This is a genomic window from Alteromonas alvinellae (assembly GCF_902705805.1).
Genome location: NZ_CACSIH010000203.1, coordinates 124 through 26821 on the forward strand (window position 1 = coordinate 124; position 26698 = coordinate 26821).

The 26698-nt window shown below is 45.7% G+C and carries 21 protein-coding genes; 14 read left to right on the top strand and 7 right to left on the bottom strand.

All coding sequences use genetic code 11. The features are described from left to right. Positions 1 to 347: 347 nt before the first annotated feature. The 3 genes from acnB to lysC all read left to right on the top strand — a co-directional run bounded on the left by acnB (position 348) and on the right by lysC (position 4891). Positions 348 to 2960, top strand: coding sequence for a bifunctional aconitate hydratase 2/2-methylisocitrate dehydratase (gene acnB / locus ACX5KA_RS14550; protein ID WP_458731503.1), 2613 nt, complete (start codon positions 348 to 350; stop codon positions 2958 to 2960). 71 nt (positions 2961 to 3031) lie between these two features. Then, the gene (locus ACX5KA_RS14555; RefSeq protein ID WP_014948302.1) at positions 3032 to 3481 is read left to right on the top strand and encodes a DUF192 domain-containing protein; all 450 of its coding nucleotides are present in this window, start codon (positions 3032 to 3034) and stop codon (positions 3479 to 3481) included. A gap of 60 nt (positions 3482 to 3541) precedes the next feature. Then, complete coding sequence (gene lysC / locus ACX5KA_RS14560; RefSeq protein WP_014948303.1) at positions 3542 to 4891, top strand: lysine-sensitive aspartokinase 3; 1350 nt, start codon at positions 3542 to 3544, stop codon at positions 4889 to 4891. Positions 4892 to 4960: 69 nt separating this feature from the next. Here the strand turns inward: lysC and ACX5KA_RS14565 are convergent, their stop codons facing one another. The 7 genes from ACX5KA_RS14565 to ACX5KA_RS14595 form a co-directional block, all read right to left on the bottom strand. Continuing rightward, entirely contained in the window at positions 4961 to 6985 is a 2025-nt protein-coding gene (locus ACX5KA_RS14565; RefSeq protein WP_039219729.1) for a HAMP domain-containing methyl-accepting chemotaxis protein, read from the bottom strand. A 281-nt stretch (positions 6986 to 7266) separates the two neighbouring features. Then, positions 7267 to 8094: a symmetrical bis(5'-nucleosyl)-tetraphosphatase gene (locus tag ACX5KA_RS14570; RefSeq protein ID WP_039219728.1), complete on the bottom strand. Its 828-nt coding sequence runs from the start codon at positions 8092 to 8094 to the stop codon at positions 7267 to 7269. 7 nt (positions 8095 to 8101) lie between these two features. Beyond that, positions 8102 to 8476 (bottom strand): Co2+/Mg2+ efflux protein ApaG, encoded by a 375-nt coding sequence (gene apaG / locus ACX5KA_RS14575; protein WP_039219726.1) that lies wholly within the window; start codon positions 8474 to 8476, stop codon positions 8102 to 8104. A gap of 8 nt (positions 8477 to 8484) precedes the next feature. Continuing rightward, positions 8485 to 9312 carry a 16S rRNA (adenine(1518)-N(6)/adenine(1519)-N(6))-dimethyltransferase RsmA gene (gene rsmA / locus ACX5KA_RS14580; protein ID WP_039219724.1) on the bottom strand — a complete coding sequence of 276 codons (828 nt, stop codon included), beginning with the start codon at positions 9310 to 9312 and terminating at the stop codon, positions 8485 to 8487. After that, positions 9309 to 10295, bottom strand: a complete 987-nt coding sequence (gene pdxA / locus ACX5KA_RS14585; RefSeq protein WP_039219722.1) for a 4-hydroxythreonine-4-phosphate dehydrogenase PdxA — start codon at positions 10293 to 10295, stop codon at positions 9309 to 9311. The genes rsmA and pdxA overlap by 4 nt, the downstream gene beginning before the upstream one ends. 13 nt (positions 10296 to 10308) lie before the next feature. Next, the gene (gene surA, locus ACX5KA_RS14590; protein WP_276203238.1) at positions 10309 to 11622 is read right to left on the bottom strand and encodes a peptidylprolyl isomerase SurA; all 1314 of its coding nucleotides are present in this window, start codon (positions 11620 to 11622) and stop codon (positions 10309 to 10311) included. A 29-nt stretch (positions 11623 to 11651) separates the two neighbouring features. Next, a complete protein-coding gene (locus tag ACX5KA_RS14595; protein ID WP_458731504.1) occupies positions 11652 to 13904 on the bottom strand; it encodes an LPS-assembly protein LptD in 2253 nt (750 codons plus the stop codon). A 495-nt stretch (positions 13905 to 14399) separates the two neighbouring features. On the opposite strand from ACX5KA_RS14595, the gene djlA reads away from it, so the two are divergent. The 11 genes from djlA (at position 14400) to mazG (ending at position 26407) form a co-directional block, all read left to right on the top strand. Continuing rightward, complete coding sequence (djlA, locus tag ACX5KA_RS14600) at positions 14400 to 15263, top strand: co-chaperone DjlA (protein WP_458731505.1); 864 nt, start codon at positions 14400 to 14402, stop codon at positions 15261 to 15263. Further along, on the top strand, positions 15264 to 16190 hold the full coding sequence (xerD, locus tag ACX5KA_RS14605; protein WP_458731506.1) for a site-specific tyrosine recombinase XerD: 927 nt from the start codon (positions 15264 to 15266) through the stop codon (positions 16188 to 16190). It abuts the gene before it with no gap. A 405-nt stretch (positions 16191 to 16595) separates the two neighbouring features. Continuing rightward, entirely contained in the window at positions 16596 to 17318 is a 723-nt protein-coding gene (gene dsbC, locus ACX5KA_RS14610) for a bifunctional protein-disulfide isomerase/oxidoreductase DsbC (protein ID WP_458731507.1), read from the top strand. A 243-nt stretch (positions 17319 to 17561) separates the two neighbouring features. Then, positions 17562 to 19283 (top strand): single-stranded-DNA-specific exonuclease RecJ, encoded by a 1722-nt coding sequence (recJ, locus tag ACX5KA_RS14615; RefSeq protein ID WP_458731508.1) that lies wholly within the window; start codon positions 17562 to 17564, stop codon positions 19281 to 19283. Positions 19284 to 19356: 73 nt separating this feature from the next. Further along, complete coding sequence (locus ACX5KA_RS14620) at positions 19357 to 19638, top strand: hypothetical protein (protein ID WP_333970583.1); 282 nt, start codon at positions 19357 to 19359, stop codon at positions 19636 to 19638. A gap of 55 nt (positions 19639 to 19693) precedes the next feature. Beyond that, on the top strand, positions 19694 to 20407 hold the full coding sequence (gene recO / locus ACX5KA_RS14625) for a DNA repair protein RecO (RefSeq protein WP_039219713.1): 714 nt from the start codon (positions 19694 to 19696) through the stop codon (positions 20405 to 20407). Between the two features lie 165 nt (positions 20408 to 20572). After that, positions 20573 to 21310, top strand: coding sequence for a pyridoxine 5'-phosphate synthase (gene pdxJ, locus ACX5KA_RS14630; RefSeq protein ID WP_014975702.1), 738 nt, complete (start codon positions 20573 to 20575; stop codon positions 21308 to 21310). Between the two features lie 27 nt (positions 21311 to 21337). Beyond that, positions 21338 to 21718: a holo-ACP synthase gene (acpS, locus tag ACX5KA_RS14635; RefSeq protein WP_014948318.1), complete on the top strand. Its 381-nt coding sequence runs from the start codon at positions 21338 to 21340 to the stop codon at positions 21716 to 21718. A gap of 101 nt (positions 21719 to 21819) precedes the next feature. Next, the gene (gene rlmD, locus ACX5KA_RS14640; RefSeq protein ID WP_039219708.1) at positions 21820 to 23280 is read left to right on the top strand and encodes a 23S rRNA (uracil(1939)-C(5))-methyltransferase RlmD; all 1461 of its coding nucleotides are present in this window, start codon (positions 21820 to 21822) and stop codon (positions 23278 to 23280) included. Between the two features lie 12 nt (positions 23281 to 23292). Next, on the top strand, positions 23293 to 25476 hold the full coding sequence (gene relA, locus ACX5KA_RS14645) for a GTP diphosphokinase (protein ID WP_458731509.1): 2184 nt from the start codon (positions 23293 to 23295) through the stop codon (positions 25474 to 25476). Then, positions 25454 to 26407: a nucleoside triphosphate pyrophosphohydrolase gene (mazG, locus tag ACX5KA_RS14650; protein WP_458731510.1), complete on the top strand. Its 954-nt coding sequence runs from the start codon at positions 25454 to 25456 to the stop codon at positions 26405 to 26407. The genes relA and mazG overlap by 23 nt, the downstream gene beginning before the upstream one ends. The last annotated feature ends 291 nt before the right edge of the window (positions 26408 to 26698 follow it).

Here is a 26698-nt window from a genome sequence, read left to right on the forward strand (position 1 = left end):
AACTCTCGCTGAGTGGGTAATTATCTATGCGGACTGGTATTAATCGTTTACGGTTTGCTTTAATTGAAAAAGCATTGTGTACAGCTAACCTCTTGTCTTTAAGTCATAAAGCCCTATAACTTTACTACATGTTAATTGCTAAAGTTACTTTGCTTATTTCTTTTTAATCGCTTTTGTCATTTAAAAGTAATGGTATGAATAGCGATTATAATTGAATTAAAAAGGCGCTAAATTTAAAAAGTGAGCTCGTGAAGTTATACTGTTGATGATTTATTAAACACACCTTGCGTCAAGTGCGTACAAGACCGTTTACTCCCATTGCGCAAGCTAACTTAGAGGAAGAGACTGTGTTACAAGACTATCGCAATCACGTTGAAGAACGTGCCGCTCAAAATATCCCACCTAAACCGCTTAACGCTGAACAGGTAGCTGGCCTGGTTGATTTATTGAAGAACCCGCCAGCAGGCGAAGGGGACTTTCTTTTAGAACTGCTGGCAGAACGTGTACCGCCTGGGGTTGATGAGGCAGCTTACGTTAAAGCTGGGTTTTTAAGTGCAATCGCAAAAGGTGAAGATAGTTGTGAGCTTATCTCTAAAGAGAAAGCCATTGAACTGCTAGGAAATATGCATGGTGGCTACAACATTGCCACTTTAGTAGAGCTACTTGATGATAACGCGCTTGCGCCGTTGGCTGCGAAAGAGCTGAAACATACCCTTTTAATGTTTGATGCTTATCACGATGTGGAAGAAAAGCACAAAGCGGGTAACGAGCATGCCACTGACATCATTAAATCTTGGGCTGAAGGTGAGTGGTTCACGTCGCGCAAATTAATGGACGATAAAATCACTTACACCGTGTTTAAAGTAACAGGTGAAACGAATACTGATGATTTGTCGCCAGCCCCTGACGCATGGTCTCGCCCAGATATTCCATTGCACGCTCTTGCAGCTTACAAAATGCCCCGCGAAGGTTTAGAGCCAGAAGAACCTGGTGTTAAAGGCCCAATGGCGCAAATAGAAGAAGTTAAAAGTAAGGGCTATCCCGTGGCTTTTGTTGGTGATGTAGTTGGAACAGGCTCGTCACGCAAGTCGGCAACTAACTCTGTGCTGTGGTTCTTTGGTGAAGACTTACCGGGTGTACCCAATAAACGAGGCGGTGGTGTGTGCATTGGTTCAAAAGTTGCGCCTATCTTCTTTAACACTATGGAAGATGCCGGTGCATTGGTGTTTGAAGCCGATGTGGAAAAAATGAACATGGGTGATGTGATAGACATCTATCCGTTTGAAGGAAAAATCACCAACCATGAAACCGGTGAACTTCTTGCAGAATACAGCTATAAGTCGAAGGTGATCCTGGATGAAGTGCGCGCAGGTGGGCGTATTAACCTGATTATTGGTCGTGGCCTTACCGAGAAGGCGCGTGAGACACTAGGTTTAGGCCCGACGGACTTATTCCGTACGCCTGAACAGCCAAAAGACAGTGGAGCGGGTTTCTCGCTAGCGCAGAAAATGGTGGGTAAGGCGTGCGGTGTTGACGGTATTCGCCCAGGCACCTACTGCGAACCTAAAATGACGACCGTAGGCTCGCAAGATACCACAGGGCCAATGACCCGCGATGAGCTTAAAGACTTAGCTTGCCTTGGCTTTACGGCCGATTTGACCATGCAGTCATTCTGTCACACCGCCGCTTACCCCAAGCCGGTGGACATAGAAACGCAGCACACGCTACCTGATTTTATAATGAACCGCGGTGGCGTATCGCTTCGTCCTGGTGACGGTATTATACACAGCTGGTTAAACCGCATGCTGCTGCCTGACACAGTAGGTACGGGTGGTGACTCGCATACTCGTTTCCCCTTAGGTATTTCTTTCCCTGCAGGTTCTGGGCTGGTCGCGTTCGCTGCGGCTACTGGCGTTATGCCGCTAGATATGCCCGAGTCGGTATTGGTGCGATTTAAGGGGGAAATGCAGCCGGGCATTACGTTACGCGACCTAGTACACGCCATTCCGCTGTACGCCATTAAACAAGGCCTATTAACGGTCGAGAAAAAAGGCAAGATCAATGCCTTCTCTGGCCGTATTTTAGAAATCGAAGGACTAGAGAACTTAACCGTAGAACAGGCGTTCGAGCTTTCTGACGCATCGGCGGAGCGTTCAGCAGCCGGTTGTACTATCAACTTATCTGAAGCGTCGATTGCTGAATACCTGCGTTCAAACATTACCATGCTTCGCTGGATGATTAACGAAGGTTATGGCGACCCACGTACCTTAGAGCGTCGCGCGCAGAAAATGGAAGAATGGTTAGCTAACCCGGAATTAATGCGAGCAGACGCAGACGCTGAGTATGCAGAGGTAATCGAAATTGACCTTAACGATATTAAAGAGCCAATTGTGTGCTGCCCTAATGATCCTGACGATGCGAAAACCTTATCTGACGTTGCAGGCGATAAGGTAGACGAGGTATTTATTGGTTCATGTATGACAAACATTGGTCACTTCCGGGCAGCCGGTAAGCTACTTGAGCAGTACAACAAAACACTGCCCACTCGTTTATGGATGTCACCACCGACCAAGATGGACAAAGCCCAGTTAATGGAAGAGGGCTACTACAACATTTATGGTCGTGTAGGCGTGCGTACAGAAATGCCGGGCTGCTCACTATGTATGGGTAACCAAGCAAGGGTGGATGCGGGAACAACCGTACTTTCCACGTCTACTCGAAACTTCCCTAACCGCTTGGGCGATGGGGCGAATGTTTATTTGACCTCAGCAGAGCTTGCTGCGGTGGGTGCCATTGTTGGGCGCATTCCAACTGCCGAAGAATACATGGAATACGCCAGCAAAATTAACGCAATGTCGGGTGAAGTATTCCGCTACTTAAACTTCGACAAAATGCCCAGCTTTAAAAAGGCTGAGGAAGAAGCAAAAGCGCGCATTATTCCAACATTGAATGTTGCTTAAAATAGTGTATAAACTACAAAGCCGGTGACCGTTAGGGTGACCGGCTTTTTTATGGCGAAAAGGAATGTCTAATGGGAAAATCTTTCTTTATTGTTGCTGCACTTGTATTAACCTTAGGGTGTGCAAAAGCGCAGGTTGACCCTGTATCGTCGCTGAATTCAGTGGACTTTGAATCCATTACACTTGAGATTGGCGGCAAGCACTATGAAGTTGAGTATGCCAAAACCTTTGAACAACGCGCACAGGGTCTTATGTTTCGCAAAGCCTTGTGTGAAGACTGCGGTATGTTTTTTAAGTTTTCTAGCCCAAAGTTTGCGGGCATGTGGATGAAAAATACCTTTGTTCCTCTAGACGTAGCATTTATCGACAGAAAAGGCGTAATAACGGATATAAAACCTCTCACTCCGCATAGTTTGGAGTCGGTCGGATCATCGAAAGAGGTACTTTACGCGTTGGAAATGAACCAAGGGTGGTTTGCCGAGAATAATATTAAAGTAGGCGACCAAATAACGATTGATTAACCGCGCAAAAGGCGCGGTTGCTGCTAGCGAAATGCTAGTTTTATTCTGGAGTTAAATATAGTGACAAATGCCTTATCGATAGCTAAGTTCGGTGGAACTAGCGTTGCGAATTACGAAGTAATGCAAAACTGCGCCCGAATTGTTGCCGGTAATGATAAAACGCGCATTGTGGTAGTGAGCGCTGCTGCAGGTGTAACCAATCACCTGGTAAGCTTAGCGCACACACCTATGACGCAACAGCAAATTGAAGAGACCTGTCAGGCCATTATCAATATTGAGCTTGCCATTCTTAACAAGTTGAAAGATAAAGACGCGGTTGAGCCAAAACTCAACGACTTGTTAGATGAAATGCGAAGCTTAGCGTTTCACGAAGAAATCCTTCACCGTGATGATTTAAAAGATCAGCTGCTTTCAATGGGTGAGCGGATGTCATCGCTGATGTTCTCTTCCGTGCTTGCAGAGCAGGGCGTAAAAACCATGAACTTTGACGTACGTAAGGTGTTACGTACGGACAGTGAGTTTGGAGAAGGTGCGCCGCAAATCGAAGAAATCGAAAAGCTGTCTAAACAATTGCTGGCACCTGAAATTAAAGACGCGATAGTGGTTACTCAAGGCTTTGTTGGTGCTGACGAGGAAGGCCGAACTACAACGCTAGGTCGTGGTGGTTCTGATTTTACGGCGGCGCTACTTGCTGAAGCGCTTGATGCTGAATCGTGTGAGATTTGGACTGACGTAACAGGGGTGTACACAACTGACCCGCGCATCACGCCAGCTGCTCATCCGTTACCTGAACTCAGCTTTGAAGAAGCGGCGGAAATGGCCACCTTTGGTGCCAAGGTACTACATCCTGCCACTATGGAGCCTGCACTTCGCAAGGACATTAAGGTGTTTGTAGGCTCTAGTAAGGAGCCAGAAAAGGGCGGTACATGGATTGTGCGTGATTGTGAGCACGAACCACCGTATCGAGCTATTACTCGCCGTAAAGAGCAGGTAATGGTGACAGTGAAAACTCCGAAGATGATGTATGCGCAAGGCTTCCTACAGCAGGTATTTGCCATCATCGCTAAGCACAAGCTAAGTGTTGATTTGGTTACCACATCAGAAATCTCGGTATCTTTTACCCTTGATAACCCTGCAAACTCTGTGGCTCAGCGACTAAACAAAGAAACCATTGCTGAACTTGAAACTATCTGTGATGTGAAAGTAGAAAAAGGTTACGACCTTGTCACCGTTGTAGGTAACAACATGCAAACCGCTGTAGGTGTTTCTAGCAAGATTTTAGCTGCGGTTTCAGATTTCAACCTTCGCATGATTTGCTTTGGCGCCAACCCTCACAACCTATCGTTCTTGGTCAACGAAACCGACAGTGACGATGTGGTTCGCAAGCTTCATACGGCATTGTTTGAGTAATCAAATATCAGACTAAAAAAAACGGCCGATATTGAATCGGCCGTTTTTGTTTTCTTTAACGTGTGAGGATCACACTTTAAACTGTCTAATAGACTGCTGTAGCTCTTCAGCAAGGCGAGCCACTTCATGGCTTGATTCAGACGTCTGCTGTGCACCAACGGTTGTCTCTTCAGCAATACTCACAATAGTTTCAAGCTTTTCGCTGATCTCTTGTGATACCGTATTCTGTTCACGAGCTGACTGTTCAATTTGAGAGCTCACGTCATGGGCTTTGTGAACCGCATCGGTAATGATATCCAACGCTTGTGTGGCTTTTTCTGTTTGCGCAACACATGCGGCGGTTTGATCTTTACCTTGATTCATCACCGACACCGCTTTTTCCGCGCCTGCTTGAAGCACTTCAATCATGGCATTAATTTCTTGTGTCGATTCTTGTGTACGGCTAGCTAGGGTTCTTACTTCGTCTGCAACAACCGCGAAACCCCGACCTTGTTCACCCGCGCGAGCAGCCTCAATAGCAGCATTCAGGGCCAATAGGTTGGTTTGATCGGCAACACCGCGAATAACGTCAAGAATACCACCAATGCTTGCACTGTCTTGATGAAGCTTGTTGATAACATCCGCCGCTTCTTGAACATCACGAGACAAAATTTCAATAGTGTTCTTGTTCTCTAACGAGATTTGACGAACGTTTTCGGCCTCAGCATCTGCATGGCGAATCTGGCTAAGCGTATCTTCTGCGTTCTGAACAACCAGCTGCGACGTAGAGTGCATTTCTGTGGTTGCTGTTGCCACTTGGCCAATTTGAGATTTTTGATCCTGAATTGAATGGGTAGTTTGCGCCGTTACCGCAGATGTTTGCTCTGAAGCTGCCGCCAATTGTTCTGCACGAACGTTAATGGCTGTAATGAGCTCCTTAAGGTTTCCAATAAGCGTATTACAGTTTCGAGCTAAAAGACCAAATTCGTCTTGTGCAGAATCATCTAAGCGGTGAGTAAGGTCACCCGATGAAGCCACCGTAAGTAGTTCATTTACGCGATAAAGCGGACGTGTGATAGCGCGAACGGTTACGTATCCAATGAAGGCCGCTACAGCAATCGAGATGATAACGACCACAATAACGAACGTGTTGCCTGTTGTAATGGCGCCATTAACTTGGTTTTCTATGTGAGATGCTTTTTTATCTGCAAGATTCAGAAGGTTTTCAAGCGCCACAACCCCCTGCGTGATGTTTGCATCAGAAGCATTAAGTGCCTGTTCAGCATCATTTCTGCGCTCTAGGCGATCTACATGAAGCTGCACCACGCCGTCGTTAGCTTTAATCGCATTGATGGCGTCGTTAACCAAGTCGTTAATGTCATCAAGAGTACCAGAAGCATCGCGTCCGCCCGCAGTTTGCATCATGTCGCTTAATTGCGTGACCACTTTCTCGACAACCAAATCAACTTCGTTGCCTAGCGTCTGCGAACGAACCAGTGTCTCTGTTTTAATGTACTCGTATGAAACCGTTAGCAAAGAAAGCAGCGACGTCTCAAGTTGGCCGCCGATTTCTGCCGCACGTCGGAGGTTAGAGTCGCGCTGAACAGCGTCTAAGTCTGAGAAGTCTAGAAGGTAGGTAGAAGCATCGTCGGCGTTGTCTTCCGCGTCACCAAGTCGGTCTTGAATACTATTGCGCAGGTCGAGGTACATTTGATGGTTTTTGTACATCGCTTCTACGTTGGTGACATACGCTTCATAAGATTCTCGTACAGTATTCAGCGTACTCTTTAGTTCAGGCTCGTTATTAACTGCCTGCGCCAGTTTCTTATATTCACTCTCAAAGGTATCTTTGGCAGAGTTAAAAGATGCTCGTTTGTCTTTTAAGCCATTTAGATCTTCTTCAATGTAGCTTTCGAAGGTCAGTCGTCCCATGTTTAGAAAGCTTGCTTTTAATGCGTTACTGCCTGCTACGGTGGGAAGCGCAACGTCGTTTACTTCTTCTGTCGCAGAGCCTATAGAATTGAGGTTGTATAGCGAAACAACACTTATGACGATTAGAAGTGCACTAATCGATACAAATCCCCCGATTACGCGTGTGGCTACCGTTAATTTCATCGGAACTCCTGGATGAGTGTTTTTTGTTTTTATCCCTAACGATATTACCCGTCTCAGCTAACAAAATATAGCGGTTGTATAAGCGTATTTGCTCATGTAATGAGAGGGGATAACGAAACATCATCGTTACTATCACAAGTAAGTGTATCGGCTACAACAACTTAATGTTTATTTTAATTAGCACTTAAGTGCTAATGTTTTCACTGGTACAACCAGTTGGGGTGGGAGAAAAGTCTCCTCATTTGCGCTTTTCCAGCCCAATGATGTGTTGAAATGAGATATTACGCCGAGACGCTAACGAGCGATGATGTGTTTAGGTTTAGTAGCGTCATACTTTGTCCCCACACGTAACCCGTATCTAAGCCAATAAACCGAGAACTATTTGTCTCGCCAGACAGAGCAGCCCAATGCCCAAATACTACTCGTTGATCATCGCCAAGCTTTTTATTCTCAACCTCAAACCATGGTCTTAGCGTGCTACTGGTGCTGTGTGATACCGCACCAGGGTGAGACTTATTTTCAAAATCGAGTGTGCCGTCTGTATGAACAAACCGCATGCGGGTACAGGCATTCACAATAAAACGCAGTCGCTCGTCACCTTCAAGATTATCTGACCAGTTGTCTGGTGTATTCCCGTACATGCTGGATAGAAACGTAGCGTAATCATCGGATTTTAGGATGTTGCTAACTTCATCACTCAGTGAAATGCACTTATCGATAGACCATTTAGGATAGAGCCCAGCATGGACCATTACTGATTGTTCGTCTAATTTCATTGCCAGCGGAAATTGACGCAACCAATAAATAAGTTCGGTCAAGTCTGAAGCATTGAGTAATGGCGTTAATTTGTCTGATTTTTTGGCTTTACGGATATCGTTAACAACGGCGAGTAAATGTAGGTCGTGATTACCCAATACGCTGCTAAATTGACTGCCAAGTGATTTCAGAAAGCGTAATGTGTTTAACGAATCTTCTCCTCGTGCAACCAAATCACCGACGGCAAGCAGTTTATCGTTCGTCTCGTCAAATTCGACTTTATCTAATGCGCGGCGAAGACCGTCATAACAGCCTTGAATATCGCCAATGACGTAGGTGTTACCTTTGGACATAAAAACCTTAATGAAGAATGCTTGGAATGGCTAGGCGAAATACTTTTACAGGAACGCGGAAACGCTCGCCGCTCTCTAGTTCCATTACATAGTAGCCTTCCATATTGCCAACCGGAGTGTCAATGACTGCTCCGCTGGTATAGTCAAAATTTTCACCTGCCTTCATTATTGGCTGTTTCCCAACCACTCCATCGCCCTCTACTTCTGACGTTTTACCGTTAGCATCGGTTATCTTCCAGTAGCGACTTAGCAGCTGTACCGTATGCTCACTATTGTTTTCAATAGTAATGTGGTAGGCGAATGCAAACTGCTTTGAGTCAGAGGGGAGGTGGTCAGGAAGGTGACGGGTTTTCACCCGCACCTTTATATCAAGTACATCCATAGAGAAAGTTATTGCTCTTGTTGGTGCTCTTTCGCCGATACAGCGTTGGCTATAGTGGCAAAATCGTTAAGCGATAGCACTTCTGCGCGAGAAGTTGGGTCTATCCCTAATTCACGGATTTCTTCCTCACCTAAGCTGTCTTTCAGTGAGTTGCGAATTGTTTTGCGGCGCTGATTGAAAGCTTGGGCACAGACACGTTCCAGCGTGTTCACTGATTCAACATCAACGGGTGGAGATTGATGCGGTACTAGCTTTACAACGGCAGAATCTACTTTCGGTGGTGGCTTAAAAGCACCGGGCGGAACGTTCAGTACAGGTATAACGTGGCAGTAATACTGCGCCATTACTGAAAGTCTGCCGTAATTTTTAGAGCCTGGCCCCGCGGCTAGTCGATTAACCACTTCTTTTTGAAGCATAAAGTGCATGTCTTCAATACAGTGAGCATGGTCAAAAAGATGGAACATTAGCGGCGTAGAAATGTTGTAAGGCAAGTTACCAAAGACCCGCAGCTTCTTGTCTTTTATTGGCATCTCTTTGCATAACGCGCCGAAATCCATCGTCATCGCATCTTGTTCAATTACGGTGAGTTTATCGCCGTTAAATGGATGGTGACGTAGTCGTTTGGCAAGGTCTCGGTCTAGCTCAATAACGGTAAGTGCGTCTACTTCTTCACAAACAGGGTCTGTTAATGCACCTAAACCAGGTCCTATTTCTACCAAGTTTTGTTCATTCTTTGGCGCGATTGCGGCAACAATTTTTCCTATCACGTACTCGTCGTGAAGGAAGTTCTGTCCAAATCGCTTTCTGGCCGTATGGCCTAAGTGTGTTTTACTCATTGTTGATGATGTGCAAGCTCAATGGCTTTTTCCAATGCTTTTCTGAAACTACCGGCGTCGGCCTCACCTGTACCTGCTAAATCTAATGCAGTACCGTGGTCGACTGAAGTGCGAACAAAAGGTAACCCTAACGTGATATTCACCGACGCCCCAAAACCCTTATATTTTAGCACGGGTAAGCCTTGGTCGTGATACATCGCTAGCACTACATCGGCATTTTCTAAGTATTTAGGCTGAAATATAGTGTCAGCAGGCAGTGGACCTGTAATATTTAAGCCTTCTTCCCTAAGCTCATTAAGTGCCGGAATAATAGTGTGAATTTCTTCAGTGCCAATATGACCGTCTTCACCTGCGTGTGGGTTTAGACCACATACATAAATGTGAGGCGTTTTTATGCCGAACTTCAGCTTCAAGTCAGTATTAATTATATGAATAACTTTGTGCAGTCGCTCGCGGGTTATTGCTTTTGCTACATATTCAAGGGGGATATGTGTCGTAGCTAGTGCCACATTCAGGCCTTCCGTTGCTAGCAGCATCACCACGTCAATCGTGTTGGACTGGTAAGCGAAAAACTCTGTATGGCCGCTGAAAGAAACCCCCGCTTTGTTAATGATACCTTTGTGTACAGGACCAGTCACAACGGCATCAAAGTCACCGTCAATATTGGCTTGGCACGCTTGACGTAAGGTTTCAACCACATAAAGCCCGTTTTCACTATCAAGGGTTCCGGGGATAACGTCAGCGGTTTTGTCTATCTGCTTTATAAACAACGAACCCGCAGCTTGTATCTGCGGGTTATTTGCATCGTAATCGATTAGCGTTAACGGAAGCCCTAAGGCGCTCGCTCGTGCTTTTAGCATGTCGCCATCGGCAAACACGACAAGCTGGGCTTGCCATGTTTCTTGGGCCAGTTTAATGATCAAATCTGGCCCGATACCTGCCGGCTCTCCCGGTGTTATTGCTATTTTAATTGGTGTGCTCATGAATAACTTTTTATTAAGATTCGACTACTTCGACGTAAGCGGCATCGCGCATCTCACGTAACCAGTTTTCGGTTTCTTCTGAAAATTTACGGTTGAAGATAAGCTGATATGCTTTGTCTTCTTTACGCTTATCCGTTGCGTCATCCATGCGGCGGTCGATAAGTTGAATTAAGTGCCAGCCGTGAACTGTGCGTACTGGGTCGCTGTACTCTCCAGGCTCAAGCTGAGACAACGCATCTTTAAACTCTGGTACATAATTGCTTGGGTCAGACCAGCCTAACTCGCCACCTCGAAGGGCAGAACCTGGGTCTTCAGAATGCTCTTTGGCTAACTCTGCAAAATCAGCTTCGCCACTTTGCAATTCTTCTTTAAAGCGAACAAGCATAGCTTTTGCTTTCTCTTCACTAAGAATGATAGACGGCTTCACAAGAATGTGGCGAGAGTCCACTTCTTCCACGGTGACTTTCTCAATACCGCGGGTGTCTAACACTTTAAGTATGTGAAATCCTGCACCGCTTCGGATTGGTCCAACAAGGGCATCTTTATCTTTGTCTTGAATAGCTTCAGCGAAAAGTGTAGGCATGGCGTTAATATTAAGCCAGCCCATATCACCACCTTCTAGCGCTTCGTTACCAGACGATGACGCGATGGCTATCTTAGCAAAATCAGAACCTGATTCTAACAAGGCTATTACTTTGTCTGCGCGCTCACGGGCGGCTTGAATATCTTCGTCTGTTGGTTCAGGTGGGAAACCAATAAGAATGTGACCTAAGCGGTATTCTGCCTGCGTCGCACCCTGTTGCTCCATAAGGTCTATCAGGGTATTGATTTCTTGAGGAGTAATATAGACGCGACGACGTACGTTTGCACGGCGCACTTCACCCATAATAATTTCTTCACGAATATCTTCACGATAGTCATCGTACGCAATACCTTCGGCAGCTAATTGTGCACGAAGTTGTTCAACAGTCGCATTTTGATTAGACGCGATATTGCCAATAGTTTGCTCAAGCTGTGGGTCACTAATACGAATACCCATGCGTTCAGCCATTTGTAACTGAAGACTCTTACTGATCAAGCGCTCAATGGCCTGAGTTCGAAGCGCACGATCTGATGGCAGCTGTTGATTATTAGCTTCAGCGTTGCGTTTAACTTCTTGTACAAGGGCATCAATTTCGCTTTCAAGCACAACACCTTGGTCAACAATTACAGCAACGCGGTCAAGCATAACTTCTTGCGCAACACTGTTAAACGAGAGTAGGGCACCTAACATCAATGCACGGATAATGAACTTCATACACACTCTTTTATTATTGGTTGATTGCATTTAAGCGCGGTTAAGCGCTCAACTGCGGGTTAATTTAAACTATAAGGCTGGCGATAGCCAAACATACCGTCTTGAAGCATGCTTCTTCGGGTTCCTGATGAACCTATGCCTTTGAAAATAAACTGGAGCGATACACCAGAGTCGAAATCGTCGGTTGTTTGAACACCACTGTCGTTGTAGCGGTTGTTTAAACTGCGCTGTGCGACAAGTCGAACCGCCCAACAGCAAGATTCATATTGAATACCTGCATAGGTTTCCACACTTCGATTGCGCTCTAGATCACGGTAAGTACGACCAACCCATTGCCAATTCTCAGAAATAGGCCAGCTTGCTGAAATACCAATTTGATCGATGGTTTCACCACTTAAGTCGCGAACATAGCGATGACTCAATTGAATAAAACGCGCGTCATCTCTACGGTATTCAATACCCACGCTACTTAGATCAACTTTGTCTGTGTCAGTGGTTACCTGTACATCAGAATGGAAAAACCAATTGTTGTTAAAGCGCCAATCCACCTCAGCGGCAAGGGCTGAGCGGTCTTGATTTTTTGTTGCCGCAATAACTTTATTATCTTCAAGGTAGAATATCTGACCCACACTAAGAACAAATTGTTCCCTATTGTTTTTGTCTAACATGCGTGTGGTTGCACCAAGGGTAATTTGGTTGTTGTCACTAATTCTATCAAGGCCGGTAAATTCTTGTCCCCTAAACAATCCCTCAACGTCGGTTAAAAGCGGCGTTGAGTCATAAAAACCTATAGCAGTTTGATCTTCATAAGACGTGTAGAGATATTGCACCTTGGGTTCTAGGGTCATTGACATATCGTCACTAAACCAAGATGTGTCTCTTTCAAAATATAATGCACCGTAAAGACGAGCTTGTCCGAGAGTTCGCTCAACATCTTTTTTCAAATTAGTGCCTTCAACATTGTCTTGCTGATAAACCGTTTGAAATAATGAGGTTTCAGCAACAAACTCTCCCCATGCAGCGCGAAATGGCATGGCAAGTGTTGGCGCAATATGGAAGCGAGTTGCTGTTGGCGCAGTCTCCAACGTGTTATCAAAATGAGCAACCTCAGAGTCAAGGTTGAACTCGAAATATTCGCCAAACGCTCTGTTATAGTTAACTTTAATCTCTGGCACTGCACGGTAGCTGTCTGCCGTATTGCCTAATACTTCAAAATCTTTTATTTGCATATTTACCGATAGATTTTGAGAGTAGTAACTTAAACCAATGTTGCGGTACAGGTGCGTGTCTGCGCGACTATAATAGTCTGAACCCAAGTCAACTAGGTAGTTGTTGTCACTTAAGCCGTTAAAATCAATATTAAGTAGCCAATTATCAGCAACTAACCCCTGATGTTCTAAGCGGTAAAAATAGCGGTCTGGATTACCTGCAATGTCCGAGTCGCTGGGTAAATATTCAACATAGGCTTTACCTTGGCTGCGCTCTGTTAAATAGCGAAACTCAGTATTCAGCTGAACGCCGCGAAGGGTCATCAACCGAGGTGAAATCGTCATGTCGTAGTTTGGCGCAATGTTCCAATAAAAAGGCTGGGTGTAGTCTACGCCCGTGCGACTAGAGCTGGTGAGTTCGGGGAATAGTAAGCCGGTTTGTCGTTCATTGCTTACGGGAAACGCAAAGTAAGGTAAGTAAAATACTGGTACATCGGCGATGTAAAATCGGGTGTGTTTAGCTTGGCCCCATACCGTGCCTTTTTCCAAACTGATCTCACTGGCACGGATCATCCAGTCTTCTCCCCCTTCCGGGCAAGTAGTGAAACTGACTTCCTTAAGTACGATACCGGTATCGGTATCTAGCACGATATCTTTTGCGGCTCCTTGTCCTACAAACCCCGTAAGTTTATAGCGGGTGTTTTGCATCTCTAAACGCTCTTCTTCAGAGCGCAGGGTTACCGCGTCACTTTCAACTTTCAATTGCGCATCTTGGTAAGTCACATCGCCTTTAGCAATGAGGTCTCGGCCACTGCCGTTCACTTGCGCTTGAGACGCACTAATCACCGCGGTGTCTGACGTTATGTCTACATTGCCAGAAAACAATGCCACAGTGTCTTGAATAATTTCAGTTCGGTTAGCTTCAACTTTCACATGACCTTTAGGCATTAATGCCTGGCTACTAAAAGTAACGGGTTCAACAGAGCAAAATGCAAGCGGGGCTGCATTTGGGGTTAATTGAGAATTTGAAGCTGTCGTTTCCTGTGCAAACGCGACTGTAGGCAAAAGGGTCGCGGAAACAAGCATGGCGCAGGTATTTTTCATGCGTAAATGGGTGGCCTGTTTTGTTGTATGTTGCTTATAAACCCAAATAAGACGACATGCGTCTCGATTAGTTCGACATAACGTTTTAAAAAAACAGTGATTACATCCCCTTGATTGACCTTCTAGTTAAAGAATTAGGGCGTTCACTAGCTATAACTATTTTATTCAAGCGCTCAATTCTAAGCACTTCTGTCGTAATTACCAACCATTCAGACAAAAAAATGCACTTTTAAACACATTACTTATCAAACAGCAAAACAAATTGGGCAGTGTAGCTTGATTTCACCTTGCCTAGACCATAAATTTGGTCGCTAGGGTGATCAGTTTTGGTAAGTGCTCTTTAAGCCCCTTGCGCACGATAAAAACCCAAACTGTCTGCTGCTCTGGTTAATATACTTAAGCTTTTGATATGATGTGGTAAACACGCTGTGCACGGCGTGAACTAGAAAACGCAACATCAACTTTTTATAAAGTGCACCAACGGAGTATGACGCGATGTCAATTTGGGGGAAAATCCTCGGCGCCTTATTTGGCTTTATGTTTTTCAAACACATAATTGGGGCTATCTTTGGTTTACTAATAGGCCACTTTTTTGATAAAGCCTACCGCCAAGATTTCAATCAGCTAGGCGGTTTTGGGCGCTTTTTTACCGACCAAAACAATTTAAAACAGCAGGCAATTTTTTTTCACAGCCTGTTTAGCGCGTTAGGTCACCTTGCTAAGTCTGACGGCAAAGTAACAGACCGAGAAATTCAAATTGCCACAGCGTTAATGGACGAGATGCGTTTAACTGGAGATGCACGCCGCGAAGCGCAAGATGCATTTAGAGAAGGCAAAGCGCGAGACTTTCCGTTAGTCGATACGTTGAAAGGTTTCTATGATGCCAGCCACGGTCGGCGCGATATTCTTCAAGTATTCTTAGAAATTCTTATTCAAGCCGCGTTTGCCGACGGTCAGCTTTCTCAAGAAGAATACAATGTACTTGAAAAAGTAGCGAAGCCACTGGGCTTTAGGCGTCGTGATTTAGATTATCTTATTTCAATGTACGAAGCTGAAATTCGATTCAGGCAGCGGGCACACTCAGGTGCAGGGCAACGCTCTCACTCAGGTCAACGTCAGCACAGCCAATCAGCCTACTCAGAACAGCAAAGTTTAGATGATGCCTATCGGATATTAGGCGTGTCGGCATCTGACGATGAAAAGACGATAAAGCGTGCCTACAGGAAGCGCATGTCTGAGCATCACCCAGATAAGCTGGTATCTAAAGGGCTGCCTGAACAGGCAATGGAGATTGCCAAAAAGAAAGCACAAGATATTCAATCAGCCTATGAACTGATTAAGCAAAAGCGTGACTTTTAAATGGCAAAAACTGAACGTGAGCTAACCTATGTGCCTGCAGCGAGTCAGGCACATATTGACGGCTTTATTGAGATGCTTTGGCTTGAAAAAGGGTTATCAGAGCATACACAGCAAAGCTATCGCACCGACCTCACTAAGCTTGCTATTTTTAGCAACAATCAAGGCGTAAAAGATATCGCAGTGCTGACCACTGAGCAGCTTCAGGATTATTTAGCTTATCGACACGACAAGGGGCTCTCCACACGCAGCACACAGCGGGCGCTTAGCGCTATAAGGGCGTTTTTCGTATTCCTAATTAGTAAGCAGGTTCGCGTTGATAGCCCAGTTTCCGCGCTGTCTAATCCGAAAACACCCAAAGCTTTGCCTTCCTCACTCAGTGAGCAACAAGTTGAAGATTTGCTAAATGCCCCCCTTACCGACGACCCTATTGAGTGTCGGGACAAGAGCATGCTTGAAGTGCTTTATGCAACTGGCCTTCGTGTAAGTGAACTTATTGGGTTAACAATGGATCAAATAAGTCTTCAGCAAGGCGTAGTTAGGGTTGTGGGTAAAGGGAATAAAGAGCGCTTAGTGCCCCTTGGTGAAGAAGCAATAGAATGGTTATTAACTTATATAAAAAACGCGCGGCCTATTCTTGCAACAAAAACTTCTGACGTAGTTTTTCTGAGTAAGCGTGGACAGAAAATGACGCGCCAAACATTTTGGCATCGCATTAAATACTATGCGGTGAAAGCGGGAATTGAGCAGCACCTTTCTCCCCACACGTTGCGTCATGCCTTTGCGACACACCTTTTGAATCACGGTGCTGATTTACGCGTTGTACAAATGCTGTTGGGGCACAGCGATTTGTCAACGACTCAAATATACACCCATGTAGCAACAGAGCGACTTCAAACGCTTATTCATAGTCATCACCCTCGTGGCTAATATAAGAACTGAAAAAAGAATGCTACAAATTGGTCTTTGGACACGACGAGACTCAGCTAAGACATGTCGTAAATGAAAAGGTGTGTGATAGGATACTCAAACAAGAGCTTTTTTAAGAAAATCTTTGAGGGTAAACGCATTGGTTTAACGCGTTAAATTAACGGTGAAGTATATTGGCCAAATCGTTTACTCATATTCATTTAGCTATTATTTGTGGCGTAATAAGTACGCAGAGCAGTAAAAGTTAGCGTCAGTAGTGCAATTTTTTGCTAAGTTTTACGGTCTGGAAATAATGAGTGTAAAAATTTTTAGCGATTGCTTTAAGTCGAAAGATACCTATACAAGCAAGCGCACATCAGGCCTGTAAGAACAAACAAGCTTATTAGGCAAATTGGAGAGTATTTAGTGAAAGCAGTAAAGAAAGTATTGTTAGCCAGTGTAGTTGCGGCAGGTTCTCTATTAGGGCTTAGTGCGCACGCGGCTGATGAAGCGGCTATCCGTGATAAATTAACCTCAATGCTAGGGTTAGATGTAGAAACCATTGCTGACTCTCCAGTATCAGGGCTGGTTCAGGTATCAACAAACCGCGGTTTATTTTACGTAAGTGAAAACGGGCAGTATCTGCTTCAGGCTCGTGTTTTTAACATTGATGAAGAGATGCGTAACGAAACAGAGCTGGCACTATCTGGGCTGCGCAAAGAAGGCGTAAAAGAGATGGAATCATCGTCTATTACGTTTAAGGCCAAAAACGAAAAGCATGAAATAAGCGTATTTACCGATATTACGTGTGGCTATTGCCGTAAATTTCACAACGAGATTGATGAACTCAATGATGCGGGCATTACAGTACACTATCTTGCGTTTCCACGTTCTGGGTTAAACAGTGAAAACTACAACGATATGGTGTCGGTGTGGTGTGCGAAAGATCCGCAAAAAGCGTTGACTAAAGCGAAAGCGGGTAATGACGTAGCTAGCGCAAGCTGTAAAAATAAAGTAGCAGAGCAGTACATGTTAGGTCAAAAATTAGGCGTAAACGGAACGCCAAATATCATATTGCCAGACGGTTCATTGATTCCTGGTTATCAGCCAGCGGCGTTGCTTGCTAAAGCATTAGAGGAAGCTGAATAGCCATTCAGTCCTTAACCTTAAATATGATAAAAACGCACGCTTTGTGCGTTTTTTTGTTTTCTGCGGTATTATTCGTCCTCATAATTTCTAGCGTTTTTTCGTACAGTTTTGCTTTGTAGTTCACACGGGCGTTCACTTGGAATCTGCACTAATTATCAAGTGTCCCGACTCCAGTCTTTTTATTTAAAGCCTATTTGAACTGACATCGACAACTGCATTTACAGTATTGGTTAGTGGTATTTCATGATTTTGCCTATTGTTCGCCGTGAGGTTACCGGCGCCTCGCTTAGTTCCGACTTACATCCTGTTATCGATAGAATTTATCGCGGTCGTAATATTGCGAATTTAGATGACTTGGAGAATGGTCTAAAAGGACTAACCCACTTCAATGTCTTGAAGGGGATGCCGCAGGCCGCGCAAATTCTCGCCAATGCTGTTGTGCAAAATAAACGTATTATTATTGTGGGCGATTTTGATGCCGACGGAGCAACCAGTACATCGGTATGTATATTGGCGCTTCGAGCCATGGGCTATCACAACGTTGATTTTCTTGTACCTAATCGTTTTGACTTTGGTTACGGCCTTAGCGTGCCTATTGTGGATGAAGCTGCCAAACAGGGGGCAGAGGTTATTGTCACAGTGGACAATGGCATTTCCTGTATTGACGGTGTAACCCATGCAAAGTCGTTGGGAATGCAGGTTGTTGTTACCGATCACCATTTGCCAGGTGATGTTCTACCTCCCGCTGATGCGATAGTAAACCCTAACCAACCTGGCTGTGAATTTCCTTCTAAAAATTTGGCTGGGGTTGGCGTTGCCTTTTACATCATGCTAGCACTTAAAGCCGAGTTACAGCAGCAAGGGCATTTTGAAAAAGCGGGAGTAGCGCCACCAAACCTAGCGTCGCTACTTGATATTGTTGCGGTTGGCACCGTGGCCGATGTAGTCGTGCTTGATAAAAATAACCGAATTTTAGTTCATCAAGGCCTTCAGCGCATTCGGGTGGGTAAGTGTCGACCTGGCATTAAAGCATTGGTCGAAGTAGCGAATCGCGATTGCGCTCACTTAACCTCAACTGACTTAGGCTTTGTGGTTGGGCCAAGGCTTAATGCCGCGGGTCGATTAGACGACATGTCCCAAGGCATTGCGTGCTTGTTGGAAGATGAAACCATTCAAGCGCGAATGATCGCTGCGGAACTCGATGCGCTTAATAAAGAACGCCGTGAAATTGAGACCGGCATGAAAGCGCAAGCAGAAACCGTGCTAGAGCAAATGGCGCTGGATGAAGGCGATATGCCAAGCGCGCTGGTGGTTTATCGCGAAGACTTTCACCAGGGAGTTATTGGTATTGTGGCAGGGCGTTTGAAAGAGAAATATCTTAAGCCTGTTATTGCTTTTGCCCATCAAGACGACGAGATCATTAAAGGTTCGGCACGCTCAATTCCCGGCGTGCACATTCGCGATGTACTTGATGAAGTTAATACGCGCTACCCTGGCGTTATCGAAAAATTTGGCGGGCATGCCATGGCCGCTGGATTGAGCTTGCCCGTAGCTAAGCTTCAAGACTTCGAGCGGGCTTTTGTTGATATTGCGCGTGCGCACATGGCAAAGCTTGATGGAAATCATGCTTTACTTTCCGACGGTGACTTGTCATCGAAAGAGCTGTGTTTACCCTTTGCGCATTTACTGCGTCAAGCAGGTCCGTTTGGACAGGGCTTTGAATCACCACTATTCGATGGTGAATTTGCACTACTTGACCAGCGCTTAGTTGGCCAAAAGCACCTAAAAATGGTGTTGAAAAGTGACGGTGCTAACGAGGTCGATGCTATTGCGTTTAACGTCGATTTAAAATCATGGCCGAATGCCACGGTTAAGCGTGTACATATTGCCTATCGACTTGATATCAATGTGTTTCGCGGTCAGGAAACCGTGCAACTTATTGTGGAGCAAATAGAAGCGCGTTAGCAGCGAGTTCACACGCAGGCGATGACGATAAGCCTAGTAAGCAATAAGTGTAAGCAGTGGAAAAGGAGCAAGGGTGAAAAGCGAAAGACAAAAGCTGGTGGAAAAGCACAGTCAGCTGAATCAAACCGACAATGCTAAAGTGATTTCTCACGTTCAGCGAGAAGAGAAAGACAGCGACTGGGTACGCCACACCATTATGCTAGAAGGCATTGATGTCCCTTTTATCTACCGGCGCAAACAGCAATACCAAAGCTTAAAAGGCGCGCGGGTGAACGTAACCTATTATCGCCACGTTGAAGATCTGGCTGGCATTGAGTTTGAAACCATGAAAGTGGTACGAATTAAGCGCAGCTGATATTAACGTTGCCACAGGCACCAATTCGACAACAATTAACACACAGTGAGCAACAATGAATAATGAATGGTTAAATGCCTATGTACTGCATAGACGCCCTTACAGGGAGACCAGCTATATTGTTGACTTTTTTACCCTAGAAGAAGGGCGTGTTAGTGCGGTAGCGAAAGGGGTGAAGAATAGTAAATCTGACAAGAAAAGCCTGCTTCAACCTTTTCAGCATCTACGTTTACAGTTAAGCGGAAAGTCAGAGTTAAAGAACTTACGTCACGTTGAAAGCGTTTCGCCTTCTATCAACCTAGTGGGCACGGCGTTATTTTGCGCCATGTACGTTAACGAGCTAACTAATCGCGTTATGCCGGCAGGGCTTGCCAGCGATGGCGTTCACAATGCTTATGAAAATGCGCTGCTGTCTCTTCGCGATGAAAGCGACATAGAAGTGACCTTACGTCAGTTCGAATTTGCACTGCTTGACGAAATGGGGCTGTTACCCGACTTCACCACCGACGTCGAATATGAATTGCCCATAGAAGAAACCGGTAGCTATCATTTTCATATAGACGCAGGGTTTGTGCGACTGCCTGACGATATGGCAGGGACCCGCGGTATGCGAGGCTTTCCTGGACAAGCGCTGCTTAGTTTGTCACGGGGGGAATTTACGCCGCTTAGTAAAAAAGTGGCTAAGGTGCTTTGCCGGGACTTGCTGAAACCGTTAATTGGTGACAAGCCACTTAAAAGCCGCGAGCTTTTTATGCCCAAACCGCGGTAAAAGCATTAAATTATTTTCTCTTAACTCAAACGCTTAAACAGCACGTTCTACAAAAAAATTTGCTACAATTGCGACTTTCCTTAAAAGGGTATTTTTACCCTTAAAGCAACGTATTAAACAGGAAGAGCAGCCCTCTTCTATCGCTCTTACAGGCTAGGTGGTGAAATGAGCACGATTTTATTAGGCGTTAACATCGACCATATCGCAACGCTACGCAATGCGCGCGGTACACATTATCCAGATCCAGTACATGCAGCGGATATTGCAGAGCGCGCAGGTGCAGACGGCATAACGGTTCATTTACGTGAAGACCGCCGTCACATTAAAGACCGCGATGTACGCATTTTAGCGCAGACGATCAATACTCGACTCAATCTGGAAATGGCAGTAACTGATGAAATGCTGGCAATTGCAGAAGAAGTAAAGCCTGTTTTTTGTTGCTTAGTACCAGAAAAGCGCGAAGAGCTGACTACCGAAGGTGGTCTTGATGTGGCAGGGAATTTTGAAAACATCAAAGCGGCGTGCGAGCGACTCGCTAATGCGAACATTTTGGTGTCGTTGTTCATTGATGCCGACAAAGCGCAAATTGACGCGGCCGCAGCATGTAACGCCCCTTACATCGAAATTCACACCGGACAATACGCAGAAGCTACCAGCGAAGAAGAGCAGCATAAAGAGCTAGCGCGTTTAGTTGAAGGTATCGAGTACGCCGATAGCTTAGGGCTTAAAGTAAATGCAGGTCACGGCTTGCACTATCACAATGTTAAGCCTATTGCGGCTATCCCTCAGTTAATCGAACTTAATATTGGCCACGCTATCATAGCTCGCGCCGCGTTCGATGGCCTTCATACGGCTGTAGCTGATATGCGTAAACTTATGCTAGAAGCACGAGCGGGCATTTAACCTTAGATTCAAAAGGGTGTAGATAACGTGGCGATTGCAGGGCTAGGTACTGACATTGTAGAGATAGCGCGACTTGGTAAAGGCGATGGCGCTAATGAACGCTTAGCCAAGCGAGTACTTACGCCTGCCGAGTGGCAGCAGTTCAGCGAGCACGGTACGCCGGTTCGCTTCTTAGCCAAACGTTTTGCCGCCAAGGAAGCGGCAGTGAAGGCCCTTGGTACAGGGATTGGAAACGGGATCAGCTGGCAGCATATAGAAGTGCGCAATAACGATTTAGGTGCGCCAGAGCTTCATTTTTCTGGCGAGTTTGCTGCAATGTGCAAAAACCGAGGTATCACGCGAAGCGTGGTCAGTATTTCAGATGAGCAGCATTATGCTGTCGCCACCGTTATACTAGAATCTGAATAGAGCAACTGCCCCTAACCCACGTGGGCGACTTCTATTTGGTGAGCGCGCGCAAAAACCTCTACTAACATCAAACGACGTAAAGCAAGTAACCGGAGTCACACTTGGCAAACCTTTTTAAACAATCTCGTAGCAAGCAAAAAGGCAAAACGTCGCTTACTGAGCGTGGCGCTTCAAAAAAAGGGAATGCCAGAGCCAACGCGCAGGTCGCAGGACTTCGATTTGGGAAAAGCAAAAAAGCAGCTGGTACCAGTGAAAGTCGAAAACCTAACACGGTCACCATTGAAGATTTAGACTGGATGGGCAATGGCGTAGTGCGCGGCAATCCTATGGTATTTGTTGAAGGTGCCCTTGTGGGAGAAAGCTGCGACATAGAGGTGCTATCTAGCAAAAAGAAAGTCATTAACGCCAAGGCAACAAACATTCATTCGCCAAGTGATGAAAGACAAGCGCCTTTTTGCCCTGTGTTTGATGTATGTGGTGGGTGTCAGCTACAGCACATAAAGCCCGACGCTGCCCTTGTGCAACGTGACCGTGCTCTTAAAGTGATGATGGAACGTCACCTTGCAATGAAGCCAGACATTTGGCAAGCACCTTTAGCAGGGCCGCGCCCTCAATATCGCAGAAAAGCAAGGCTGGCTATAGATGCCCGCAACCCCAATCAAATTAAGTTAGGCTTCCGTGAAGCAAATAGCAATAACGTTATTAATGTCGAAACCTGCCCAATACTGGTCGACCCGCTATCTAAACTTATTGGCCCTTTACGAGATGTGCTTACAGGGTTCGAGTCAGCGCGTCATATTGGGCATATCAGCCTTATTGCAGGCGACAACACTTCGCACCTTGTTATTAAACACACCAAAGCCCTTGAAGCTGAGCTGATTGATGCAGTGAGTGAATTGGTGAACACGAGTTCATCGGTTAACGGCTACGAAATTGAATTAAAGCTTGAAAATAAGCAAGGGCAAATTCGCAGTGTGGGTTGTGGTACTGATATGGTGATGAACACGGTAAATGGCTGCTCAATTTCACCTAGCGCTAACGACTTTATTCAAATAAATAAAGTGGTTAACGAAAAAATGGTTAATCAGGCAATAGGATGGCTAAACCCAAAGCCCAACGAACGTATCGCCGATTGGTTTAGCGGGCTGGGCAATTTTACTCTACCTATTGCTAAGTTAGGTGCAAAGGTTCAGGCGGTAGAAGGTGTGGCAGAGATGGTGCGCCGCGCCAAAGACAATGCACAGCAACAGGGCATTGAAAATGTAGAGTGGCTGCATTTAGATTTGGCTGATAAGACCAACGTCGAGGCTTCATTGCAGCTGGGCTTTGATAAGGTACTACTAGACCCCTCAAGAGAAGGGGCGTTGACCGTTTGTCATGCGCTTGTAAAAGCACTACCAAAAACGATAGTGTATGTTTCTTGCAACCCAAGTACGTTTTCTAGAGACGCGAAGGTGTTGATAGACGGAGGTTATGAAATGGAAAAAGCGGGCGTAGCAGAAATGTTCCCCTTCACCCATCACATGGAAATGATGGCCTTGTTTACGCGAAAGCAGCAGTAACGAGTAAAGGATATGGTATCGACAAGAAAGGTCCACCAAGCCGACCGACCACCCTTTGAAGCGTGGTTAGATAGCCTTGAGTTAAGTGCAGAAACAAAAGAAAAACTAAGTGCAGTGTCATCTATTCCAGAGCGACTGTTGGTTGGTCAGGAAATGGTCGAAATTTTATGCCAGCTTAATATGGATGATGCAACGCTTCAGGCGGCCCTGGTTTTTCCATATTGCGAACAGCACGCCTTAAGTGAAGACGATATTTATGAAGAATTCGGCGGGGAAATACGCGATCTAATCGTTGGCGTGCGCCGAATGGATGCCATTAAATCGTTACATGCGCGTAAAGTGAATGGCTCTAGCTTTGCCGAAAAGTCAGACGAACAGCATATCGACAGTATTCGCCGCATGCTGTTGGCGATGGTAGAAGACGTGCGTGCTGTTGTGATCAAAATGGCAGAACGCATTTGTGCATTGCAGCAGGTTAAGAAAGCCGATGAAGAAACCCGCGTTATGGTGGCCCGCGAGTGCGCCAGCATCTATGCGCCATTGGCAAACCGCTTGGGCATAGGCCAGTTAAAATGGGAGCTGGAAGACCTTGCGTTCCGCTATCTACACCCCATCACCTACAAACAAATTGCAAAACAATTAGATGGTAAGCGCAGAGAGCGCGCCGAGTATATAGAAACCATAGTAGGCGACTTGCAAGGCTTGCTTGATAGCGAAGAAATTCGCGCAGAGGTCTACGGCCGTCCCAAGCACATATTCAGCATTTGGAAAAAAATGCAGAAAAAGCGCCTTACGTTTGAGCAGCTTTTTGATATTCGTGCGGTGCGAATTATTGCCGAGCGACTTCAAGATTGTTACGCCGCGCTTGGCACGGTTCACGCCAGCTATAAGCACTTACCTAACGAGTTTGACGACTATATCGCAACCCCCAAACCTAACGGTTACCAGTCTATTCACACCGTTATTGTGGGGCCTGAAGGGAAGTCGGTTGAGATTCAAATTCGTACGCAAAAAATGCATCAGGATGCAGAACTGGGTGTGGCTGCTCACTGGAAATATAAAGAGGGCAGTACGGGCAAGCAGTCAGGCTATGACGAGCGCATAAACTGGCTTCGTCGCATACTAGCGTGGCAAGAGGAAGTGGCTGAGTCTGGCGATTTGGTTGAAGAACTTCGCAGCCAGGTGTTTGACGATAGGGTGTATGTGTTCACACCCAAAGGCGATGTTATTGACCTTCCCCAAGGTGCTACACCGCTTGATTTTGCTTACTATATTCACAGCAATGTAGGCCATCGCTGTATTGGCGCAAAAGTGAATGGGCGAATAGTCCCTTTCACTTATTTACTGCAAAGTGGCGATCAGATAGAAGTACTTACCGGAAAAGAGCCAAACCCAAGTCGCGACTGGATGCACCCAGGTCTTGGCTATGTACATTCATCACGGGCGCGTGCCACTATCCATTCCTTCTTTAAAAAGCAGGACAGAGACAAAAACCTTGCTGCTGGTAAAGAGCTGCTAGAACGCGAACTTCAGCGTGCCCACTTGCCTGCCAAAGTACCTAATGAGGCATTTGAGAAGTTTAACTTACAGACCCTCGATGACTTGTACACTGCGGTAGGTGCCGGTGATGTGCGCGTTATGCAGGTGATTAACTTTATTCATCACTTGCAGGAGCCGCCAGCTCCAGAACCCGAAATTAGTCCTAAGGTTAAAACGCGCAAAACTGCGGCCGGATCAGGCAAAAAAGATGCAGTGGTGGTGCAGGGCGTGGGGCATTTAATGAGCCAGCTGGCGAACTGCTGTAAGCCGGTTCCTGGCGAAGCGATTTTAGGCTATATCACACAAGGCCGTGGTGTAAGCGTTCATAAAGAAAGCTGCGACCAGCTGCAACACTTGTTGTCACAGCACCCTGAGCGTCAGATAGAAGTGAATTGGTCACAAGAGCTTAAAGTAGGTTTTGAGACGGGTATTGATATATTTTGTCACGATAGAACTGGCCTGTTGCGCGATATTACTACGGTATTGGCGAATGAAAACGTGCCTCTTCTAGGCGTGAACAGCCTAAGTGATAAAAATAGACAGACGGCGCTTATCACTATTTCGATAGAGGTTCAGGACCTCGATACGGTGTCTAAAGTGTTAACCCGATTGCGACAGCTTAAAGGCGTGACCGATGCAAAACGCAAACAAAGCTAAGCTTAGCGAAATGCAGCGGCTGCTTAAAATTATGGCGCAGCTGCGCGACCCGCAATCTGGGTGCCCGTGGGATGTAAAACAAACCATGGAAAGCCTAACTCGCTACACCATAGAAGAAGCCTACGAAGTGGCCGATGCTATTGCCAATGGTGATATGCACGACATTAAAGATGAGTTGGGTGATTTGCTGTTTCAAGTGGTGTTCTACGCACAGATAGCCAGTGAATCGCGTGCATTTTCTTTTGACGATGTGGCGAAAAGCATTAGTGATAAGCTCGTGCGTCGCCACCCTCATGTGTTTGCGAACGCGCTTGCATCTGAAGGTGTCAGCGATACAAATGAAAACGTCACGGTCGAACGTACCCAATTGAACGACAGTGCTTTAAACGCGCAGTGGGATGCTATCAAAGCCCAAGAAAAGCAGCTTAAAAAGCAGCGTTTAAAGCAAAACGACGCAATAGAAACCAGTATTCTAGATAGCGTCCCAAAAGGTATGCCAGCACTTATGTACGCGCAAAAGCTGCAGAAAGCCTGTGCAAAGGTAGGATTTGATTGGCCTGATGCCGCACCTGTCATAGATAAAGTGCGTGAGGAAGTGGAAGAGATTCAGCAAGAGCTGGATTTCAAACAGCGAGCACAAGGGGCACTGAAGACTGGTGTTGTACCTTTAAACAGTGGCGTGCCCGACAACCAACAAGCAATTGAAGAAGAAATTGGTGATGCACTTTTTGCCATGGTTAACTTGGCAAGACATTGCAAGGTAGATGCTGATACCGCACTTAGAAACGCCAGTAACAAGTTTGCTAACCGTTTTAAAGGCGTAGAGCGCTTAGCGGCTGAACAGGGCGACAAGCTCGACGCATTGACGCTTGATGAAATGGAAGCGCTGTGGCAGCAGGTCAAAGAATATTCGTCTTTAAATGTTAAGTGAACTGACATTTTGCTAACTAACAGCTTTCTCCGTTAATTCACTCCCCATAAGTTTACCTACCACAAAGCGTGTAGTGGATTTTTTAAACGTTACTACGCGTTATGGTTAGTTTTCATAATTAGACCAATGTAGATGGAAACTTCATTATTTTGGCGTATGGTTATAAGGTAGGTTTGATTTACGACAAAGCAATGTAGATCCACTTGATCTAATATCTGAGTATAAATTTGGCATATTGGAAGGATGTGTCGCTGGTGTTAGGTCATGACACTTACCAAGGAGTTGGACTGA

Bases quoted from the DNA above. Each gene is read 5' to 3' on its own strand.
- relA (WP_458731509.1), top strand. From the start codon at position 23,293: ATGGTATCGACAAGAAAGGTCCACCAAGCCGACCGACCACCCTTTGAA.
- ACX5KA_RS14595 (WP_458731504.1), bottom strand. From the start codon at position 13,904: ATGAAAAATACCTGCGCCATGCTTGTTTCCGCGACCCTTTTGCCTACA.
- rsmA (WP_039219724.1), bottom strand. From the start codon at position 9,312: ATGAGTAAAACACACTTAGGCCATACGGCCAGAAAGCGATTTGGACAG.
- mazG (WP_458731510.1), top strand. From the start codon at position 25,454: ATGCAAAACGCAAACAAAGCTAAGCTTAGCGAAATGCAGCGGCTGCTT.
- ACX5KA_RS14555 (WP_014948302.1), top strand. From the start codon at position 3,032: ATGGGAAAATCTTTCTTTATTGTTGCTGCACTTGTATTAACCTTAGGG.
- surA (WP_276203238.1), bottom strand. From the start codon at position 11,622: ATGCAATCAACCAATAATAAAAGAGTGTGTATGAAGTTCATTATCCGT.
- ACX5KA_RS14565 (WP_039219729.1), bottom strand. From the start codon at position 6,985: ATGAAATTAACGGTAGCCACACGCGTAATCGGGGGATTTGTATCGATT.
- recJ (WP_458731508.1), top strand. From the start codon at position 17,562: ATGATTTTGCCTATTGTTCGCCGTGAGGTTACCGGCGCCTCGCTTAGT.
- pdxA (WP_039219722.1), bottom strand. From the start codon at position 10,295: ATGAGCACACCAATTAAAATAGCAATAACACCGGGAGAGCCGGCAGGT.
- djlA (WP_458731505.1), top strand. From the start codon at position 14,400: ATGTCAATTTGGGGGAAAATCCTCGGCGCCTTATTTGGCTTTATGTTT.
- recO (WP_039219713.1), top strand. From the start codon at position 19,694: ATGAATAATGAATGGTTAAATGCCTATGTACTGCATAGACGCCCTTAC.
- pdxJ (WP_014975702.1), top strand. From the start codon at position 20,573: ATGAGCACGATTTTATTAGGCGTTAACATCGACCATATCGCAACGCTA.
- xerD (WP_458731506.1), top strand. From the start codon at position 15,264: ATGGCAAAAACTGAACGTGAGCTAACCTATGTGCCTGCAGCGAGTCAG.
- ACX5KA_RS14570 (WP_039219728.1), bottom strand. From the start codon at position 8,094: ATGTCCAAAGGTAACACCTACGTCATTGGCGATATTCAAGGCTGTTAT.
- apaG (WP_039219726.1), bottom strand. From the start codon at position 8,476: ATGGATGTACTTGATATAAAGGTGCGGGTGAAAACCCGTCACCTTCCT.